The 18,914-nt window shown below is 42.9% G+C and carries 20 protein-coding genes and 1 pseudogene; 1 reads left to right on the top strand and 20 read right to left on the bottom strand.

Going from position 1 to position 18,914, the window contains the following annotated elements:
- Positions 1–168 precede the first annotated feature (168 nt).
- Positions 169–1,131 (top strand): class 1b ribonucleoside-diphosphate reductase subunit beta, encoded by a 963-nt coding sequence (gene nrdF, locus DDV21_RS04060; RefSeq protein ID WP_116879108.1) that lies wholly within the window; start codon positions 169–171, stop codon positions 1,129–1,131.
- A 361-nt stretch (positions 1,132–1,492) separates the two neighbouring features.
- Here nrdF and DDV21_RS04055 read toward each other — a convergent pair whose 3' ends face one another.
- From DDV21_RS04055 to DDV21_RS03960, 20 genes and pseudogenes are all read right to left on the bottom strand, one after another.
- Positions 1,493–1,981, bottom strand: a complete 489-nt coding sequence (locus tag DDV21_RS04055) for a hypothetical protein (RefSeq protein ID WP_116879109.1) — start codon at positions 1,979–1,981, stop codon at positions 1,493–1,495.
- Complete coding sequence (locus DDV21_RS04050; RefSeq protein WP_241964701.1) at positions 1,982–2,188, bottom strand: DUF3114 domain-containing protein; 207 nt, start codon at positions 2,186–2,188, stop codon at positions 1,982–1,984. It abuts the gene before it with no gap.
- 54 nt (positions 2,189–2,242) lie between these two features.
- Positions 2,243–2,722 (bottom strand): hypothetical protein, encoded by a 480-nt coding sequence (locus tag DDV21_RS04045; RefSeq protein WP_117287773.1) that lies wholly within the window; start codon positions 2,720–2,722, stop codon positions 2,243–2,245.
- A 3-nt stretch (positions 2,723–2,725) separates the two neighbouring features.
- Positions 2,726–2,932 carry a DUF3114 domain-containing protein gene (locus DDV21_RS04040; RefSeq protein ID WP_241964700.1) on the bottom strand — a complete coding sequence of 69 codons (207 nt, stop codon included), beginning with the start codon at positions 2,930–2,932 and terminating at the stop codon, positions 2,726–2,728.
- 54 nt (positions 2,933–2,986) lie between these two features.
- Entirely contained in the window at positions 2,987–3,421 is a 435-nt protein-coding gene (locus DDV21_RS04035; RefSeq protein WP_142917751.1) for a hypothetical protein, read from the bottom strand.
- Positions 3,422–3,475: 54 nt separating this feature from the next.
- A complete protein-coding gene (locus DDV21_RS04030; protein ID WP_116879170.1) occupies positions 3,476–3,697 on the bottom strand; it encodes a DUF3114 domain-containing protein in 222 nt (73 codons plus the stop codon).
- A 49-nt stretch (positions 3,698–3,746) separates the two neighbouring features.
- Positions 3,747–4,217, bottom strand: coding sequence for a hypothetical protein (locus DDV21_RS04025; RefSeq protein ID WP_142917752.1), 471 nt, complete (start codon positions 4,215–4,217; stop codon positions 3,747–3,749).
- Between the two features lie 29 nt (positions 4,218–4,246).
- Positions 4,247–6,001 carry a DUF3114 domain-containing protein gene (locus DDV21_RS04020; protein ID WP_117287771.1) on the bottom strand — a complete coding sequence of 585 codons (1,755 nt, stop codon included), beginning with the start codon at positions 5,999–6,001 and terminating at the stop codon, positions 4,247–4,249.
- A complete protein-coding gene (locus DDV21_RS04015; protein WP_116879166.1) occupies positions 6,002–6,574 on the bottom strand; it encodes a hypothetical protein in 573 nt (190 codons plus the stop codon).
- Between the two features lie 4 nt (positions 6,575–6,578).
- Positions 6,579–6,860: a TIGR04197 family type VII secretion effector gene (locus DDV21_RS04010; RefSeq protein WP_116879165.1), complete on the bottom strand. Its 282-nt coding sequence runs from the start codon at positions 6,858–6,860 to the stop codon at positions 6,579–6,581.
- 132 nt (positions 6,861–6,992) lie between these two features.
- A pseudogene (locus DDV21_RS11885) lies at positions 6,993–7,111 on the bottom strand (ISAs1 family transposase); the annotation flags it as partial.
- A 451-nt stretch (positions 7,112–7,562) separates the two neighbouring features.
- Complete coding sequence (locus DDV21_RS04000; protein ID WP_116878465.1) at positions 7,563–8,708, bottom strand: acetylornithine transaminase; 1,146 nt, start codon at positions 8,706–8,708, stop codon at positions 7,563–7,565.
- Between the two features lie 2 nt (positions 8,709–8,710).
- Positions 8,711–9,448, bottom strand: a complete 738-nt coding sequence (gene argB / locus DDV21_RS03995; RefSeq protein WP_116878466.1) for an acetylglutamate kinase — start codon at positions 9,446–9,448, stop codon at positions 8,711–8,713.
- A gap of 63 nt (positions 9,449–9,511) precedes the next feature.
- Positions 9,512–10,705 carry a bifunctional glutamate N-acetyltransferase/amino-acid acetyltransferase ArgJ gene (gene argJ / locus DDV21_RS03990; protein WP_116878467.1) on the bottom strand — a complete coding sequence of 398 codons (1,194 nt, stop codon included), beginning with the start codon at positions 10,703–10,705 and terminating at the stop codon, positions 9,512–9,514.
- 17 nt (positions 10,706–10,722) lie between these two features.
- A complete protein-coding gene (gene argC, locus DDV21_RS03985; RefSeq protein WP_116878468.1) occupies positions 10,723–11,745 on the bottom strand; it encodes an N-acetyl-gamma-glutamyl-phosphate reductase in 1,023 nt (340 codons plus the stop codon).
- Positions 11,746–12,165: 420 nt separating this feature from the next.
- Positions 12,166–12,852: a CPBP family intramembrane glutamic endopeptidase gene (locus tag DDV21_RS03980; RefSeq protein ID WP_116878469.1), complete on the bottom strand. Its 687-nt coding sequence runs from the start codon at positions 12,850–12,852 to the stop codon at positions 12,166–12,168.
- Between the two features lie 90 nt (positions 12,853–12,942).
- Positions 12,943–13,725 carry a carbon-nitrogen family hydrolase gene (locus tag DDV21_RS03975; RefSeq protein WP_116878470.1) on the bottom strand — a complete coding sequence of 261 codons (783 nt, stop codon included), beginning with the start codon at positions 13,723–13,725 and terminating at the stop codon, positions 12,943–12,945.
- A gap of 237 nt (positions 13,726–13,962) precedes the next feature.
- Entirely contained in the window at positions 13,963–16,581 is a 2,619-nt protein-coding gene (gene alaS / locus DDV21_RS03970) for an alanine--tRNA ligase (protein ID WP_116878471.1), read from the bottom strand.
- A 488-nt stretch (positions 16,582–17,069) separates the two neighbouring features.
- Positions 17,070–18,053: a peptidylprolyl isomerase PrsA gene (gene prsA / locus DDV21_RS03965; protein ID WP_116878472.1), complete on the bottom strand. Its 984-nt coding sequence runs from the start codon at positions 18,051–18,053 to the stop codon at positions 17,070–17,072.
- 144 nt (positions 18,054–18,197) lie between these two features.
- A complete protein-coding gene (locus tag DDV21_RS03960; RefSeq protein WP_116878473.1) occupies positions 18,198–18,911 on the bottom strand; it encodes an O-methyltransferase in 714 nt (237 codons plus the stop codon).
- Positions 18,912–18,914 lie beyond the last annotated feature (3 nt).

The following is an 18,914-nucleotide window of genomic DNA, read 5'->3' as shown; positions in this document are numbered from 1 at the left end:
AACTATCTGTCAGCCTTGACTAAAAATCAAAAATAAAAACAGCCCGAATTGTATTCATCAAGATGGACAGCTGTTTCTGCTTTTGATTTTTTTAAGCGCGAGAGAATAGTTTGATAAAAATGAAGGCCGGCAGCACACAAATGCACTGTCCGGCCTTGGGTGATAACTATGACTACTTATTACGAAGCGATTAACTGGAATGAAATTGAAGATATTATTGATAAGTCAACTTGGGAGAAGCTGACTGAGCAATTTTGGCTTGATACACGTATTCCTCTGTCCAATGACCTCGATGACTGGCGAAAACTTTCAAGCGCCGAAAAAGACTTAGTCGGCAAAGTTTTCGGCGGTCTGACCCTGCTCGATACCATGCAGTCTGAATCTGGAGTGGAGGCTATTCGCGGGGATGTTCGTACACCGCATGAAGAGGCTGTTCTCAACAATATTCAGTTTATGGAATCCGTTCATGCTAAATCCTATTCTTCTATTTTCTCCACTCTGAATACCAAATCTGAAATTGAAGAGATTTTTGAGTGGACGAACAACAATGAATATTTGCAGAAAAAGGCTAAAATCATTAATGACATTTACAAAAACGGCAGCGCTCTGCAAAAAAAGGTGGCCTCTACTTATCTTGAAACCTTTCTGTTTTATTCTGGCTTCTTCACTCCCCTTTACTATCTTGGCAATAATAAGCTGGCCAATGTGGCTGAAATTATCAAACTGATTATCCGTGATGAATCCGTTCACGGCACCTACATCGGCTACAAGTTCCAACTAGGTTTTAATGAACTGTCCGAAGACGAACAGAATGATTTTCGCGACTGGATGTATGACCTTCTCTATCAGCTTTATGAAAATGAAGAGCGCTATACGCAGTCGCTGTATGGTACTGTCGGATGGACCGAAGAAGTCATGACTTTCCTGCGTTACAATGCCAATAAGGCTTTAATGAATTTGGGGCAGGATCCGCTTTTCCCGGATACAGCTAATGATGTCAATCCAATTGTCATGAATGGTATTTCGACAGGGACTTCTAACCATGACTTCTTCAGCCAAGTCGGGAACGGTTACCTTCTGGGCAGTGTTGAAGCGATGCAGGATGATGACTATAATTACGGGGTATCGTAAACATATCTTTCCGATTAAAAAGTGCGGGAAACGCACTGGGAATGTCGAAGACAGTCGGTTTCCCCTCCTTATCCCATCTCTAGGGTCAATCGGACTGAAAATATCCAGTCATTTTGCATGGAGCTGATCTCTAAAAATTGCTGCTCCTTTAATTGATTTTTAAACCAAAAGAATCCAGAACTTCGAATCAACACTATGAAGTTAAGAAAAAATCTACTATATCAATTGATATGGTAGATTTTTTTATATTAAAAGTGGGGAAATATTCATAATAAAGGCAGAAACCATATTGATACTGTTTTCGTCAAACTCATAGGTATTCCAATGCTGTTGGCCTTATCGTGATAAGCGGCATGCAGGGCTACTTATCCTCATCTAAAATCTGGCGGAGATACTTATCTTTTTTAGCTATCGATTTATTGGTAATACTCCCCTTGAATTTAAAACTGTGAACCTTATTATCAATTATAAAAAAGTAGACCTTTTTTACACCTAAGTTCTTTCCACTATATTCATAACATCCTTCAAAATCCTTATAACTGTATTTTGGGGATGTACTGTTTGACTCCAATGTTTCCCAATAATCAGTGTTGTCTTCTAGCATGAAGTTAACACCGCCTTCAAAATTATTCCAATAATGATATAATTTCTTTGCCTTATTAGCATTATCATATTTATCTGGTTTACCAAACATACTTTTTAACTCTTCAACGGTGGTCTTATCTCTTATAATTTTATCATGAATTGCTGTCACCGTTAGATTATCCGATTTCTCTATGCTTGTACACGCTACAAGAAAAAGAAATGTAACTGAAACTACACAAAAAAGCTTTTTCCATCGATGTCTCATCTATTTTTCCTTTAATTTTGTATTTGCTCTACTTTCCGAACCCTTTATATCAAAGTAATCCTTATCAACATCATCTAAACTTGGATTCTTCCACTCTTTACCCACTTTTTTTCTAACTTCGGGGTCATATTTAGAAACTGGGTCGGAATCCATCTTGGTATGGGAGCCTCCGTCTTTCTCCGCATAATTGACGCTGTTGCCGTCCACTCTCCACAATATACAAGAAAAGCGCTCTGCAGATAAACAACAGAGCTACTTATCCTAATCTAAAATTTGGCGGAGGTATTTATCTTTTTTAGCGACGGATTCATCTGTAATACTGCCATTAAATTTTATATCATATACCTTACTATCAATTACAAAGAAATAAACGCTTTTTACGCTTAGATTGTCTCCACTGTATTCATAGCAACCATCGAACTCTTTATAGCTAAAAGTATCTGCTTTTTTATCAAATCTAAGTGTTTCCCAATAATCAGTATTATCTTCAAGCATATAATTAAGACCACCCTCGGAATTATTCCAATAGCGATATATTTCCTGAGCTTCATTAGACTCAATATACTTAGTCTCTTTACCAAACATATCTTTTAGATCACCTACTGTTGTCTTTCCAAAAATAACTCTATCGTGAATCATACTTACTGTCAGTTTATCTGAACTTTTAAAACCAGAACATGCAAAAAGAAATATTAGTGAGATAGCACATAAACTAATCCATTTTTTCCAATTAAGTTTCATAGCTTACTCTCCTAATCTTTTATTTGCCCTATTTTCTGAACCTTTTACATCAAAATAATCTTTTGATTTCGAGTTGGTACTCGGATTATTCCACTCTTTCCCAACTTCCTTTCTGACTTTAGGATCATATTCAGATACTGGATCAGCATCAACCTTATCATGATAAGTACCATCCGAATTCTCCGCATAATTGACGCTGTTGCCGTCCACTCTCCACAATATACAAGAAAAGCGCTCTGCAGATAAACAACAGAGCCACTTATCCTAATCTAAAATTTGGCGGAGATACCTATCTTTTTTGGCGATGGATTCATCGGTAATTGGTCCGTATTCAACATCATAGACTACCCTGTCAGCAATATAAAATCTGACATATTTTAAACCTGAACGACGACTGCTATATTGATAATAACTGTCAAAAGGATTATCTTCAGTATCATCAAATTGCTTATTATAGTCGTTCATATCTATTTTAGAAGCTTCAATATATATGTTTAATTGATTCAACTTATCTGTAACTTCGCCGCTGGAAATAAGAAAATAGGTATCATTTACTTTTTCAGAATTTTTCACTACCTTTTGAGGAGCGCCGAATATTTCTTCAAGTTCTGTTGTTGTCGTTTTAGCAAAGTAAATTTTTTTTACAATATTGGAAACCGTAAGTTCACTGCGTTTTTCGTCATTTGTACATGCTATCATAAAAATACTTAGAACTCCTAATAAGGTAAATTTTAAAAAACTCTTACTCATGCATTATCCTTTTAATTCCTTATTTGCTTTCTCTTCTGAATCAGCAGTATCAAAATAATCTGGTGCTTTCTTATTCCTTTGACCAGTTACAGGATTCTTCCACTCTTTACCCACTTTCTTTCTAACTTCGGGGTCATATTTAGAAACTGAGTTGGAATCCATCTTGGTATGGGAGCCTCCGTCTTTCTCCGCATAATTGACGCTGTTGCCGTCCACTATATCCACAGTATATACAAGAAAAGCACCCTGCAGGTGAACAACAGAGCCACTTATCCTAATCTAAAATTTGGCGGAGATACTTATCTTTTTTAGCGACGGATTCATCAGTGATATCGCCGTAAAACCAATAGGAACGTACCGTATCTTTAATAATAAAAAAGTAAACTCTCATTCCAGCTAAACCTTTACCACGATACTCATAATATCCTTCAAAATCAAGCCCTTTTATAGGTGAAGAGTAATCAACCTTTAGCGTATCCCAGTAGTCCGTATTGTCCTCCAACACTGTATTGATACTTCCTTCATCGTTATTAATCTCATTAAATAAATCGATAGCTTTTTGTGAGTCTGTTTCAATTTTATAAGGTTCCCCATATAATTCCTTTAACTTTTTGACTGACGTTTTTCTTGCAATCACTGTATCGTGAATACTAGTAACTGTCAAATTTGAAGTGGTTCTTCTCAGATTTTCTTCTGTAGAGCAGGCAATCAATAAGATAAAAACTAGACAAGTCGATACTGACACGATAAATTTCCGATTTCCAAACATATAACCTACCCTTTCAATCTTTCATTAGCTTTTTTCTCCGACTCCTCTGTATCAAAATAATTAGGATTATCTGTATAGTTATATCCTGTCACTGGATTCTTCCAATACTTCCCAACTTCCTTTCTGACTTTAGAATCATATTCAGATACTGGATCAGCATCAACCTTATCATGATAAGTACCATCCGAATTCTCCGCATAATTGACGCTGTTGCCGTCCACTAACTGTAATTGTTCTTCCTTAGTGTAAACCTTATTGGGGTCGGAATTGACAATCCCATTCTCGTCAAACTCATAGGCATTCCATTGACTGACTAGGCTGCCCTTCTTATCGATGATAAACTCTGTATGGAAACCGCTGCCTGAACTGACATACTTGTAATTCTCGCCGTATTGGTCAATATGCGTGGGATAATCCTCAGGATTCCCCTGGTATTTATTATGATAGCGGGCCTTCTCTCCCACAAAGCTGTTATAGGAGTGCTCGGCATTGAATCGCTTGATTCGCTCCAAGTCGTTGGCCTCATCGGGATAAGTGGCACGCAGAGCATCGTTGTTTTTCTTGTCCAGATAGTAACGGAACTGGTGGGTCTGCTGCGCTTTGACATAGTCGGCACTCCCTGCTTTAGCCTTGCTGGGCAGCCCTTGGGGGTAAGCCCCCTGAACGAGGCTGGAAAACTTGTCATCAAAGACTAAAGCCTCATCCATCGCTTTTGTGAACCTATAGCTCCCTGTTTGATCCGTATCGGTCAGCTTCATATTGGTCAGCTGCAGGAAGCCATTGGCATCCACCTCAGCGCCCAGAACCTTGTAAAGCATGTCTAAGGTCTTTTCCTGCCCTTTCTGGTCCTTTCTGTAAGCAGCTGTCAGCATACGGTTGAAAAGGCTGGAGCCAACAATATGCGCCTCTTCATAAAAAGCAGCCAGCTGCTGGCTCAGCGGAATGTCCTGCCTGCTGTCATAGCCCACAGCAACGGCAGATAGATAGCTTTTCCGTACGGCCTCCTGCGTCCACCCGTCTGCCTCAAAGGCCTTGGCCTGTTCATGCAAGGTGCGCAGGTAAACCTGATAATCCTGATCGGACATCCCCTCCGGACGGCTCACCTGATAAACCTTGGCAAACTTCAGATCGTCTATGGTTCTGGCCCAGCCGAGATCGCTGGGAATCACAAAGGTCTGACTGTCTGCCTGCCAGGCACCCTTTGTCTGAGAGCGACCTGTTGCCAGAGCCTGTTCCAACTCCGCTAATCCGTCAAAAATCTGCGGTGACCGTGCATTAAAAGCCAATAGTTTATCCAGCTTGTCCTGCAGCTCCTGTCTGGCACCTTGGACAAGAGACAGACTGTCTTTCATAGCAGAAATCCGCTGTTCATGTTTCTGCCCTACAGGATGGGCCTGCATATCAGCCAGCAGTTCCTGTCCTGTTTTTATGACGGCATCACACTGAGCTATCTGGTCTTCCAGGTCTGACTGCCTCAGATCTTCCGGACCGACCTCTTCCTGATAGGCTTCAGGAAAGCGGCTGACACTGTCCCTGACCGCCTCCAAGTAAAGACGGGTCCCCTCTTTCAAGGGCTGGATAACCGCCTGAACGTAGGCTCGGGCGGAATCATAAGTCTGGCCTTTCAGCTCAGAACCGCTGTCTAAAAAACCGCTGACGGCACTGTCCAGCTGATCCAAGCCAGCCATGGCTTGCTCAACGGTGGCCTCTGTGCTTGCGGCCTGCATCTGTGAAGACCCTAAATACATGTCAATACTCATTTAAACCTCCCCGGTCCTCAGGATACGGCGGCGTTCTTTCTTAACAGCTTCCAGGGCTTCCTCTGCTTGCGTCCTCTCTTTCAGCAGGCGCTCTCTGTCCTCTTCAAAGGCATCTCTTAAGCGCCTCTTCTGGCCGCTCCAGTCCTCTGTCAGACCGTAAGAAAAAACGGCATGGCTCCCCTCCAGCTCTGCTGTCAGGAGAGTCAGCTGTCTGCTGTAATCTTCAAACCAGTCGTCTTGGCTTTCTAGCGCTGTCTTTTGGCGCTGAATGGCCATTTCCTGATTCTCAAGCGTGCTCTCTTCTTTTTTCAGTTCAGCCAGGCGCTCCTGACAAGCTAACTGCTTTTGCGCTCGGGTCAGCGGGGCTTTTTCCTGGTCACTAGACTGGGAAGAGGCCTGTTTTTCTTCTTTTGGGGAAGTTTGGTTGTAATTGTGTTCCCTTATCCGCTTACCCAGAGCTGCCAGCTCCCTGTCCATCATCTCATTCCAGCGCTTAAGCTCGGCAGCGCTGGGGCGTTTGGTGGTGTCTTTCTTAGGTGTGAGGTAGGGACTTTGAGTGTGAAGGGGAAACATCAGCTTATCCTTTCTTACTGATCATTTGGGCGGCGGCCTGATCGGCCGCTTCAAACTCTGCGGCGGCACTGTTGATATTGGCTGACAGATCTGCCATAACAGTGCTGAGATCAAGGGCTGCCGTCAAGATTTTGTCAATAGCTTGGTGGGCAAGGCTGTTGCCTGTAACAGTGGTCTGCTCATCCTTGCTGGACTGCTGCAGTGACCCCAGCGAGCTGGTGGCATTTTGGAAGGCTGTGGCATGCACTTGGGCGCTGTCAGAACTGCTTTTAATGGCTGTGCTCATGAAAACCTCATTTAAGATAAATTTAAGTTTACTTTAGCATAAGTTTGTTTTAAAATCAAGAGCAAACCTATCTTCCACGCCAAATGCGTGAGGGGTTCTTCCATGCTTTCTCTGTGTCTCGCCCTTTGTTGACTAGATTAATTTTTTCAAGTACTGGTCAAAAGCCATACAGAGAGCATATTTCTTGCGCTTAAGGTTCTTTTTTTGCCAACATCAAGCTTCTTCAAAACAGCTAAACAGAATTTATCCATACATTAAAAAATAATGAGAATCATCGGGTTCTTTATTAATGATCGAGAGACAGCATCTAGCCGCTTACGTTCACTCTGCTAATGACTGCGGAATAAACACTCAATTCCCTAGTAATGGTTTGGCAGCTCAAAATAAATAATAAATAACTTTGTTTGTCTTGTCTGCCTTTCCTTACCGATGATTAATCTTTCCAATTCACTATACTTACCCGCAAGGCAGGGGCGCCAGCTGCTGACATGAATGGCTTCATAGTGCTTTTTTCATTCTGACCGGAGATCTCTGCAGCGGTTTTATGACCATAGTCTGTACTAGCCTTTCTACCTTATACTGTTTAATGTTCTTTATAATCTGGCCATAAAGAAACTGCATCCCAATCGATAGATTTGCTGTCTAACTTTTGGGATGCAGTTGCATTTCCTGACCACTTTTTCTTATAGGTCCAAACCTTTGCTAGGTCGCAGACTGTTCTTCGAATACTGCCTGCAGAACCGCTATAGCTCGGTCTCCCTCCTCTTCGGTCAGAGTCAGAGGCGGTAAGAGACGCAAAACATTGCGGCCAGCAGTTAAAATAATAAGGCCTTTGGCACGCGCAGCCGAAACCAGTCCAGACAAATCGCTTTCAGTTTCAATACCAATCATATAGCCCATACCGCGGATTTCTGTTACCAGAGGCTGATTAGCAAGAGCTTGGGCAAGTTTCTGCTTAAAAGAAGCCGCTTTTGAAAGAACAGTATCCAAAAATCCCTCTTCTTTCAGTATGTCCAATACTGCTGAACTTGCAGCCATAGCTAATTTATTGCCGCCAAAGGTCGATCCGTGGCTGCCGTAAGAAAAGGCCTCTCCCAAAGAAGCTTTCCCAAGCATAGCACCTACAGGGAAGCCATTCCCCAGCCCTTTAGCAAGAGTAAAGATATCCGGTTCAATCCCATAATGTTCAAAGGCAAAAAGTTTTCCGGTGCGTCCCATACCTGTCTGCACCTCATCAATTATCAGCAGTATTCCTGTCTGCCGGCAAAAATCAGCTAAGTTTCTAACAAAATCCTTATGAGCCACATGAATTCCAGATTCGCCCTGCACCAATTCCAGCATAACAGCTGCGGTATCATCGGTTACCAAGTCCTTAACACTGTCTAAGTCATTCAGAGAGGCATAGTAAAAATGCGGCACACCGTCACCAAACCCTTGTTTTATAGCATCCTGACCGCTGGCTGAGAGCGAGCCGAAAGTCCGTCCGTGAAAACTATTTTTAAAGCTGATGATTTCCTGTCTGCCGGTGCTCTTTCTGGCCAGTTTAATTGCCGCTTCATTAGCTTCTGCTCCGCTGTTGCAAAAATATGCTAAATAGTCTCTGAAACCGATCAATTTATCGGCTACTTCTTCCTGCAGGCTGTTTTGATAAAGGTTTGGGGTATGCCAGATTTGCTCAGCCTGCTTTTTCAGCACCGTTTTAACTGCCGGATGAAATCCCAGATTCGTCACCCCGATACCGCTGGAAAAATCAAGATAGGCCTTCCCTTCCTGGTCAAATAAATAATTTCCTTCTGCTCTAATAAATTCGATATCTACTCTTTGATAATTGTTAAAAAGTTTTCCCATAGTTAGCCTTTCTTGATAACTGTCCCCTGATTTAAAGAATTTCCAATCAAAACCTCCCCTACGCCTGCAAGCACTGTTTGGGCTGCACTTTCAACCTTGGGAATCATACCGCCTGTAATTGTAGCATCAGCTATTTTTTCCTGAACAGAACTGACTGGCAGACTGGCAAGCACCGAGCCATTCTCTAAAATACCCGGAACATCGGTCATTAAAATGAGTTTCTCTGCTGACATAGCCTGAGCTACTGCTCTAGCCAAATAATCCGCATTGATATTGAGCAGCTCACCTTCTTTACTGTAGCCTAAAGAAGGCAAAAGCGGTACTAAACCCTTTGTTAAAAGGTTTCGCAACGGTTCTTCAACCACTTCTTTTACCTGTCCGACGTAGCCGTAGAGCTCCTGCTGCAAAAAATCTGCCTTGACGATATTTGGCAAGTCTGCATTAACTGTTACGGCCGGCAAACCGGCACGATTTAAGTGCTGGGCCAGAGGAGGACCAACCTGTTCTGTTAGTGCTTTTTTGACCAAAAGCATGTCAGCCTTATCCGTTACACGCAGACCGTTTACTTTTTTAACAGACCTGTGATTCTCCTCCATCAGCCGATCGATTGCGAACCCTCCGCCATGGACGATAAGAAGAGCTTTTCCAGCCTCTTTCCAGATATTAAGCTGACCCAGAAAATCTGCTGTCAGCGACTGCGCCGCCGCACCGCCGATTTTGATTACAATGACATGTTTCATACGTTTTCTGATTCTCCTTCAAGCAGAGGACTGCTTTTTCTTTGGGCAGACCGATGGTACAGACTAAGTTCGGTAAAGAGCATTGATTTTAACATAATCATAGGATAAATCACAGCCCCAGGCTGTCCCATGGCTGCTGCCATCATGCAGATCAACAGTAATGTTCAGCTCATCTTCCTGCATAATATCCTGCATTTCTTCGTCGTCAAACGCTGCCGGGTTTGAATCGACCAGCACCGGAATATGACCTAAACTGATAGTGACCTTGTCTACTGCAGCATCTGCCCCGGCATAGCCGACAGCCGCTAGTATCCGTCCCCAATTGGGATCTTCACCAAAAACAGCTGTTTTTACCAGACTGGAACCCACAACGCTCTTGGCCAGCATACGGGCAGTTTGGCTGTCCGGAGCATTTCTTACCTGAACCTCAATCAATTTAGTTGCCCCTTCGCCGTCTTTAGCAATTTTTTTAGCCAAGTCAGTCATAACAGCAGACAGCATGTCCGAAAATTGGTCAAAAGCAGTTGTCCCCGGTAAAATCTCCTGACTGCCGCTGCAGCCGTTAGCAAGCACAAGAACCATATCATTAGTTGACGTATCACCGTCTATGGTAATTTGGTTGAAAGTGGTTTCCACATTTTGACTCAGCGCCAGCTGCAGCGTTTGACTGGAAATATTGGCATCGCAGGTAATAAAGGCCAGCATGGTAGCCATATTAGGATGGATCATGCCCGAACCTTTAGCGACACCAGCCATTGTCACCTCATCAGAACCAAACATGTCCTTTACTGCTACTGTCTTGGTTACTGTATCAGTTGTTAAAATAGCTTTGGCAAAATCATCAGCATTCCCATTGACAACCAGTTTCTCTAAACCCTTCTCCAGTTTGTCCATAGGCAGCAAATCACCAATGACACCTGTAGAAGCTATCCCCACCAGATGCGGTGCAATCTTTAATTTTTCAGCTGTCTGTTTCTGCATGCGGTAAGCATCTGCCATTCCCTGACTGCCTGTACAGGAATTAGCAACGCCGGAATTAACAACTACTGCCTGCATTTCCCTATGTGTTTCAATCGCTGACCGAGTCACAATCAAAGGCGGTGCAACTACCTTGTTAGTGGTATAAACGCCTGCAACGCTGGCAGGAACCTCCGATACCACCCAGCCAAAATCCATTTTTCTCTTTTTAAATCCGGCATGCAGTCCATCAGCCGAAAACCCCAGCGGGCTGGCAATATTCCCTTGAAAAAATTCCATAATGCTTCCTTTTCTTTCTATAAATAGCTCGGCACAGTGAGCAGACCGGCTGTTTCGTCAAAACCGAACATGAGATTAAAGTTTTGAACAGCCTGACCGGCAGCCCCTTTTAACAGATTATCAATGACAGATACCACCGTCAGAACATTGGTCAGCGGGTTATAAGCAAAACCGATATCTGTAAAATTAGAACCAATCACACTATGAAGTTCCGGCAGTTCTTTTTGAATACGGACAAAAAACTTATCTGCATAGCAGCTTTGATAAAGGTCTCTAATGGCATCTTGTGATAAAGGCTGCCTTAGCCTCACATAGCAGGTCGCCATAATTCCCCGGTTTACCGGCAGCAGAGATGTTGAGAACTGAATATGTTTCAGTCCGCTGTCAAATAATTGCAGTTCCTGTACAATTTCCGGGATATGCTGATGCCGATTGAGTTTATAAGTCACATAATTATCATGAACATTAACAAAATGGCTGGAAGCCGAGAGAGCTTTCCCTGCTCCGGTCAGTCCGCTTTTAGCATCTACAATGACTGAATCCAAATCAATGGCTTTTGCTTTTAATAACGGAATAAGGGCTAATTCCACCGCAGTCGCATAGCAGCCTGGATTCGCAATAAACTTTTTGCCTTTAACATCAGTATATTCGCTTAAAGCGTAGGTAAACTGAGCTAAAGTTTCTTTTGCAGGAGCTGTTTTTTGGTACCATTTTTCATAAAGAGAAGCTGGCAGACGGTGGTCACCTGAAAGATCAATAACGGGGAACCCTGCTTCAACAAAGTCCTCGGCTAAATTTTTAGCCACTCCGCTCGGTGCTGCCAAAAAAACAAGATCAGCTTTTTGCATAATTTGCTGGCTGTCAAAAGCAGAAATTTCTAAATCACAAATCCCCTTTAAATAAGGGTAAATCTCAGAAAGAGCGCTGCCGATGTCTTTACTGGCATGGACAGAAACGATTTCTGCATTTTTATGATTATTCAGCAGCCGAACCAGTTCTAGTCCGCTATATCCTGTAACACCAACGATTGATACCTTCATGCTCTATCTCCTTTTTAAGATATTATTCATTTTAACGTATAATTATACATAAGTCAAGGAAAATCCAAAGCTTTTCAAAAGAAATTTTTTCTACAATTAGCAAGCCCTGTATACAAAGCTGCTCACACCCGGAATCTCAGAATTTGCAGTAACATCCTCCAAAAACGAAATCTCTTGTATCTAAAAAAGCGGCTGAGACAAAGGAGATCACTGAAAAAGTCTGCGAAAGAAAAATCAAACCGATAAAAAAAACGAACGTTTTATACTAGTCAAACGGGACTAAGTTTATATCGTTCGTTTTTTAATTTTTTTATTGATTTTCTATCAGTTTGTTTGCTGATATTTTCATTGAGATGACCTTTTCAGTGGTCTTGGAAAACGGTTTCGGCTTTTGGTCTGCTTCTGCCTTTTGTCGCAGGCTTAAAAGCGCATGAAGAACAAAAAGATGGCTGAAGGAAGGTTATTTAAAATATGAACCAAAATAGAGTCTCTTATATTTCCCCGGCGCTGATAGGCTAAGTATAAAAGTGCTCCGATACCGGCGTAAGTAAAAAATTCAATAATATTGGTCGAGTGCGGCAAAGCAAAAACAATGGTGGTCACAAAACCAGCAAGCAGCCTGCTTCGCCCCTTAAACAGAAGGTGTTCAGGAAAAGCCCGGTAAGCTAATTCTTCAATAATCGGCGCGATAATACCAATCAGAAAAACATATAAAAAAGTATAGAGGAAGAAGCCGTCTGCGAAAAAAGAGGTCAGGCTTTGCAGAGCAGCATCATTAGCAGTGGTCTCCTGTCCGGAATACAATTGGTTGGCAACTGTGCCGACAACAGCTATAATCCGCATCCCCAGCCAAAACAGCAAGGCAATCCCTAGGTCTGCTCCCCTTATTGTCTGCTGTTTTATCGCATCACTTTCATGTTTCTTGTGAAATGTCCATAAAGCGTAAAGTACACAGGCAATAAAAACGATGTAAAGCAGCCCCAGCAGCCACTGCACGGGCTGTGAAAAGCTATCCTGCCTGCTTAGTAAAAATATTGGCGCCATATTGCAGATTAAGGACAGAAAAATAAGACCGAGCACCTTTAAGCTGTTTAAAAATATTTTCATTATAAATCCTCATAATCATATATTTTTTATCAGTTTATCATATTTTAGCCATAAAAACCAGCTTGATTCAAAAACAGTCTGAAGCTTAGTTTAATGATAAAGCTCCGGGCGTCTGTCAGCAAAAACGGGAATTTGGCTGCGAACTAGGTCGCTTTGGGAAAAATCAACCGCAGCGCTATACACGCCCGAACTGCTGTCCGGTGCCTGCAAGACAGTCTGACCGAGTGGATCAATAATCAGGGAGCGCCCAGCAAAATGATAGTCAGGATCTTGTCCGACACGGTTAACTCCTACTACAAAGGCCTGGTTTTCAACTGCACGCGCTCTCAGCAATATCTCCCACTGCTGAATGCGCTCCTGCGGCCATTGGGCGGCAACAAACAAGATTTGGCTGCCTTTGGCCATCATCGTACGTATCCATTCAGGAAAGCGCAAGTCATAGCAAACAGCGACGGAAGCTCTTATCCCGTCAATACTAAAAGAACTCTCCTGATTTCCTGGCTGCAAATAAATATCTTCGGCCATAGGAGCAAATAAATGCGCTTTGGCATAACGGCTGATCACCTCACCTCGGCGGTTGAAAACATAGGACATGTTATAAAAACCCGTGTTTTTCTCAACTGCCACTGACCCTGCAACAATATTAACGGCATAATTTTTAGCAAAACTTCCTAAAAGCTCTATTGTTTGTTCGCCTTCTTTATCTGCCATACGATCTAAATCTGCCAGAGCATAGCCTGTATTCCACATTTCCGGCAGCACTATAACATCTGCTTTATCTGCTGCTGCCTGTTCCAGCAGCTCTGAAACAGCCGCAAAGTTACTTTTTGTATCTTTATAAAAAATATCCATCTGTACTAAAGCTATCCGCATTTTCTACCTCACGATCCAAGCAAGCTGTAAAAATATCTAAGATACCTTCTGTAAAAAGCTTAAACATTCTGCTTTACAAGAAACCCCTAAAAACTATCAGTCAGCAACTGTTTTTAGATATTTTAAATGTACATAAAGCACTATGGGAGATACCGCCAATTTTTACCGCTTAAGAAAACCGGCTGCGGCTGTTCCGAAAAATAACAGCCGCGTAGGTATTGCTAAAATTAAAAGACATTACAGTTTTTCAGCTACGGCTGCCAGCAAAGCAGAGATTGCTGAAGGATCGCTGCCGCCTGCCATAGCCATAGCCGGTTTGCCGCCGCCTCGGCCTGCTACAATAGGGGCCAGCTGTTTAATCAGATTGCCGGCATGAACAGCCTGAGTCTTGCTGGCTGCGAGAACACTGACTTTTTCTCCGATAGTCGCTGCTAAAACAAGAACATCCGAGTAATCCTGCTGCTTCCAATTATCAGCAAAGGACCGCAAAGCAGCGGCATCAGCTGCCTGAACTTGAGCAGCGATATAGGAGATACCGTTTGTCTCCTTGACATCTGCGAAAACAGCAGCAGCCTGTTCAGCAGCGGCTTTTTCTTTCAGCTCAGCATTCTCTTTTTGCAGCTGACGGAGCTGTTCCTGCAGACTAACTACTCTGTTTGTCACGTCTTTCAGCTGAGGAGATTTAACCGCTGCGGCAATGTTTTTAAGGGTATCTTCAGTTTCACGGTAGGCCGAAAAAGCTTCCCTGCCGGTCACTGCCAGAATACGACGGGTTCCTGAACCGATTCCTTCTTCCTTAATAATTTTGAAAATCCCAATTTCTGCAGTATTTTTAAGATGAGTGCCGCCGCAGAGTTCAACAGAATAGTCGCCAATCGTGACAACACGCACTTTTTTACCGTACTTTTCACCAAAAAGCGCTAATGCTCCCATTGACTTAGCCGTGTCAAGGTCTGTTTCAATCGTCTTCACCTCAAGGGCCTGCCAAATCTGCTGATTAACTTCTTCTTCTATCTGTCGGAGCTGTTCTGCTGTCACCGCTTCAAAATGCGTGAAATCAAAGCGGAGAAATTCCATTTCATTAAGCGAACCAGCCTGTCTCGCATGATCGCCCAAAACATTATGTAGGGCAGCATGCAGCAAGTGTGTTGCTGTATGATTGGTCATTACGCGGTAGCGGCGCTCATGGTCAATTTCCAGCCTGTAAGTTTGGCCGACCGAAAGCTCAGAAAAAACGTCAGCAGTATGCAAAGGCTGACCGTTAGGCGCTCTTTGAACATCTGTCACCCGTGCCAGTATTTCTCCCTGCTCGTTTTTAATGACACCTCTGTCAGCAACCTGACCGCCCATTTCAGCATAAAAAGGTGTCCTGTCAAACACAAGAACAGCCTGTACCTCTCCTGTAGACGCTGCCCGTTCATTTCCAACAAGAAGCACAGACAGACTGGCACTTAACTGCTCTTTATCATAATCAAAGACAGAAGGTTCCACAATACCTGCTAAGGTTTCGTTCTGCATGCCCATTGAACCGCCCTTGACAGCGCCTGCCCGAGCACGCTCCTGCTGTTCTTTCATTGCTGCCTGAAAACCTTTATGGTCAATTGTAAAGCCTTGGTCTTCCGCCAGCTCTTCTGTTAATTCAACTGGGAAACCGTAAGTATCATAAAGTTTAAAAATAGCCTGACCGTCAAGCCTGTTCTCCCCAGCATTTTTTAACTGAGACAGTACCTGCTCTAAATGAACAGTTCCAGCATCAATAGTGCGTGCAAATGTTTCTTCCTCACGTTTGACAATCTTTTCAATAAACGCATGTTTTTCAAGAATTTCCGGATAATAGGATGTCATAATTCGGCCGACAATCGGAACCAGACGGTAAAGAAAGGGCTCTTTGATCCCCAAACGGCGCCCGTGCATAACCGCCCGGCGCAGCAGGCGGCGCAAAACATAGCCACGGCCTTCATTACCCGGCAGAGCGCCATCACAAACAGCAAAAGTCAGAGAACGGATATGATCGGCAATCACCTTGAAGCTCATATTATCACCATTAGGATCATAACTTTTACCTGAAATGTTTTCCACTTCCCGAATCAAAGGCAGAAAGAGGTCTGTTTCAAAATTTGTCTTTGCGCCCTGGAGAATCGCTACCATGCGTTCCAGCCCCATGCCGGTATCGATATTTTTATTGGGAAGCTCCTGATATTCTGAACGCGGCAGATCTGGGTCTGCATTATACTGAGACAAAACAATATTCCAAATTTCAATATAACGGTCATTTTCAATATCTTCTTCCAGCAGACGGATGCCCATATTGTCCGGATCAAAGTCTGCTCCTCTGTCAAAAAAGATTTCCGTATCGGGACCGGAAGGACCTGCGCCGATTTCCCAGAAGTTTTCTTCTAGCGGAATCAGATGACTGGGGTCAACTCCGCAAGCCAGCCAGCAATTGTAGGATTCCTTATCATCCGGATAATAGGTCATATAAAGTTTATCTTTAGGCAGGTCAAACCACTGAGGACTTGTCAGCAGTTCAAAAGCCCACTTAATAGCTTGTTCGCGGAAGTAATCACCGATTGAAAAATTTCCCAGCATTTCAAACATGGTATGATGCCGTGCTGTTTTCCCGACATTTTCAATATCATTGGTACGAATTGCTTTCTGGGCATTGGCAATGCGGGGATTTTCCGGAATGACGGAGCCGTCAAAATATTTTTTTAAGGTAGCAACTCCCGAATTTATCCATAATAATGTTGGATCGTTTACTGGAATCAAATTAGCTGAAGGCTCAATAGCATGAGCTTTTGTCTGCCAAAAATCCAGCCACATCTGGCGCACTTGAGCGCTTGTCATTTCTTTCATATCTTACCTTCCTTTTACCTTTAATCAGAGTTTGCAGGCAGCAGGTCAATCTTACACAGACAGCAGCCAAAACCGGAACCGGCCGTTAAATCGGCTGGCAAAAACTGCTGCAGAAAAAACGCTTCCGAAACTGTTCCGGCAGTGCTGCTTAGAATTGCTGTGACTGCACTGCCGCTACTTTTCTAAGTCTTGTCCGCTTTTGATTTCCCACGGCACTGTCAAGGGCTCGGAGCTTTTATCCGATATCAAAATGTCAGCCTGCTTTCTCTAAAAAAACAAGCCCAAAGCACGAAGGGCGAAAACCGCGGTACCACCTTCATTCAATGAGCTTGTCATTCTCTTTGTTTTTTTAGTTGTTTCTATTGAGCAGCAAGATAGATCAGCCTACGATAGTTCTCACCCCCACTACCTCTCTGTAGTAAACTGCAGTATCCATCCATTCTCAATTAGTTTTATTATACTGATTTTTACTGCCGCAGTCAACTGGCCTATTCCGATTCAGCTTCTGTTGTCGTATCAGCCGCTGTTGTTGAATCTGCTGCAGTAGTTGAATCCGCTGAACTGCTTGAAGAACTGCTTGCATATTCTGATAAGATATCCGCAAAAGCATCGTCCTTAATCTTAACATTAGCCTTTTCAAGAGCAGCTGCAATCACTTGATTCTGGAAGTTTGTATCATTTTCATACTGCGCCATAATGATTTTCTTCAGTGATTTTTTATACGTTTTCCAGTCAGAATCCTTCTCAGTTTTCTTGGTCGTTTTTACAATATAGTAGTTTGTTGAGTAAGTTGAAGGATCTACAACAGAGATAACTTCTGATATGCCACCTTCGTCCAGTTCAAACGCTGCATTCATAACATCTGTCGGTAAAGTAGTATCTGCAGAATCAAATGTATATTCGTATTTGCTGTCAGCTTCTGTTGTTTTTTCTTTAGCGATAGCCGCAAAATCTGCTCCATCTGCCTTAACTTCCGAAAGCGTTGAATTAGCAGCTTCTTCGTCATCTAATTTGATAACCTGAGCCGTTGTTTCCGGATGATAGTTTTCATAAGCTGACTTGTAATTTTCATCTGTCAGCTCTTTTTTAGCGGCCTGTTCCACCGCATACTCAACCAGCATAGTCGTACGGATTTGCTGCTTATAGGATTCTTCCGTCAAACCTGCAGCCGCAAGAGCGCTGGAGAAAGAAGAACCGTAGCTTGATGCTGTTTTATTGTAACTTTCTGTTACTTTATCATCTGAAACTTTGTCGCCGTACTGATCTTCAAAAACTCTGGTCAAAACAAGTGACAGCATAGACTGCTTGGCAGAACTTGTATTTTTGATTTCATTGTAAAAATCCGAAACAGTGATAGTATCACCTTTCATTGTAATCAGATCCGTATCTTTATTTGTTGAAGAACAAGCGGCAAGTGTAACAGCTGAAAACAGCGTCACTAGGCCGGTAATAATTTTTCCGCGTCTTTTCATGAATAGTAAACTCCTTTTTATATTTGGACTAATAGCTTTTTAAAATGAATTTTCTCAATAAGCAAGCACTTCATTATTAACTAATGGTCGCACCAGCCCAGTATCAGTCACTAACCAAACCATTATAACATACTTTCTTAAATTTTACTTAATCAAAGGGAGGCGGATATCCTCACTGTTCTTTCGGATGAGCAAAAGACCGTCGCTGAGAGGAAGCAGACTGACCGTCAGATCCGGATGCCGGAGAACCGCAGCTAACAGGCGCTGCAGACCGCGATAAATGGCACGCTGCCCTCTGGCAATTTCTTCTATCGGCTTAACAGTATCACCTCCCTGAAAAATATCGTCAATAACAATAACGCCTCCTACTTCAAGCCGTTTAAGAACTGCCGGCAAAAGCTCGATATATTTGGATTTAGCTGAATCCATAAAAACAAAATCGAACATTTCCTCTAAAGCCGGCAAAGCCGTTCCGGCTTCCCCCTCTATAAGGGTAATCTGCTCCCTATCATCATAAGCTGCTATGTTTTTCTGCGCAAGGGCCAGCATCGCTGCATTGCGTTCAATACTGACAATCTGCGCATCCGGAGCATTTGCTGCCATCAATAAAGCAGAGTAGCCGATGGCTGTTCCTATTTCAAGGATTTTTTTCGGTTTTAGGGTCTGCAGGAGAAAGCGGAAATAAGCCGATACTTCCGGCTGAATAATCGGAATATTCTCTTTGTGAGCAAAATCCTCTAAATCAGCCAGATAGCCTGTGTTCGGCTTTTGCTGTGTCCGCAGATAATTGACAATCTCTTCTTTAACAATAGGCCGCCGCATATTGCGATTGGCCTTCTCACTATATAATTTAGCCATACT

This window comes from Streptococcus chenjunshii (assembly GCF_003086355.1).
GTDB lineage: Bacteria > Bacillota > Bacilli > Lactobacillales > Streptococcaceae > Streptococcus > Streptococcus chenjunshii.
This window is presented reverse-complemented; position numbering and strand designations above follow the sequence as displayed.

Bases quoted from the DNA above. Each gene is read 5' to 3' on its own strand.
- nrdF (WP_116879108.1), top strand. From the start codon at position 169: ATGACTACTTATTACGAAGCGATTAACTGGAATGAAATTGAAGATATT.
- DDV21_RS04055 (WP_116879109.1), bottom strand. From the start codon at position 1,981: ATGAGACATCGATGGAAAAAGCTTTTTTGTGTAGTTTCAGTTACATTT.
- DDV21_RS04045 (WP_117287773.1), bottom strand. From the start codon at position 2,722: ATGAAACTTAATTGGAAAAAATGGATTAGTTTATGTGCTATCTCACTA.
- DDV21_RS04035 (WP_142917751.1), bottom strand. From the start codon at position 3,421: ATGATAGCATGTACAAATGACGAAAAACGCAGTGAACTTACGGTTTCC.
- DDV21_RS04020 (WP_117287771.1), bottom strand. From the start codon at position 6,001: ATGAGTATTGACATGTATTTAGGGTCTTCACAGATGCAGGCCGCAAGC.
- DDV21_RS04015 (WP_116879166.1), bottom strand. From the start codon at position 6,574: ATGTTTCCCCTTCACACTCAAAGTCCCTACCTCACACCTAAGAAAGAC.
- DDV21_RS04010 (WP_116879165.1), bottom strand. From the start codon at position 6,860: ATGAGCACAGCCATTAAAAGCAGTTCTGACAGCGCCCAAGTGCATGCC.
- DDV21_RS04000 (WP_116878465.1), bottom strand. From the start codon at position 8,708: ATGGGAAAACTTTTTAACAATTATCAAAGAGTAGATATCGAATTTATT.
- argB (WP_116878466.1), bottom strand. From the start codon at position 9,448: ATGAAACATGTCATTGTAATCAAAATCGGCGGTGCGGCGGCGCAGTCG.
- argJ (WP_116878467.1), bottom strand. From the start codon at position 10,705: ATGGAATTTTTTCAAGGGAATATTGCCAGCCCGCTGGGGTTTTCGGCT.
- argC (WP_116878468.1), bottom strand. From the start codon at position 11,745: ATGAAGGTATCAATCGTTGGTGTTACAGGATATAGCGGACTAGAACTG.
- DDV21_RS03980 (WP_116878469.1), bottom strand. From the start codon at position 12,852: ATGAAAATATTTTTAAACAGCTTAAAGGTGCTCGGTCTTATTTTTCTG.
- DDV21_RS03975 (WP_116878470.1), bottom strand. From the start codon at position 13,725: ATGCGGATAGCTTTAGTACAGATGGATATTTTTTATAAAGATACAAAA.
- alaS (WP_116878471.1), bottom strand. From the start codon at position 16,581: ATGAAAGAAATGACAAGCGCTCAAGTGCGCCAGATGTGGCTGGATTTT.
- prsA (WP_116878472.1), bottom strand. From the start codon at position 18,053: ATGAAAAGACGCGGAAAAATTATTACCGGCCTAGTGACGCTGTTTTCA.
- DDV21_RS03960 (WP_116878473.1), bottom strand. From the start codon at position 18,911: ATGGCTAAATTATATAGTGAGAAGGCCAATCGCAATATGCGGCGGCCT.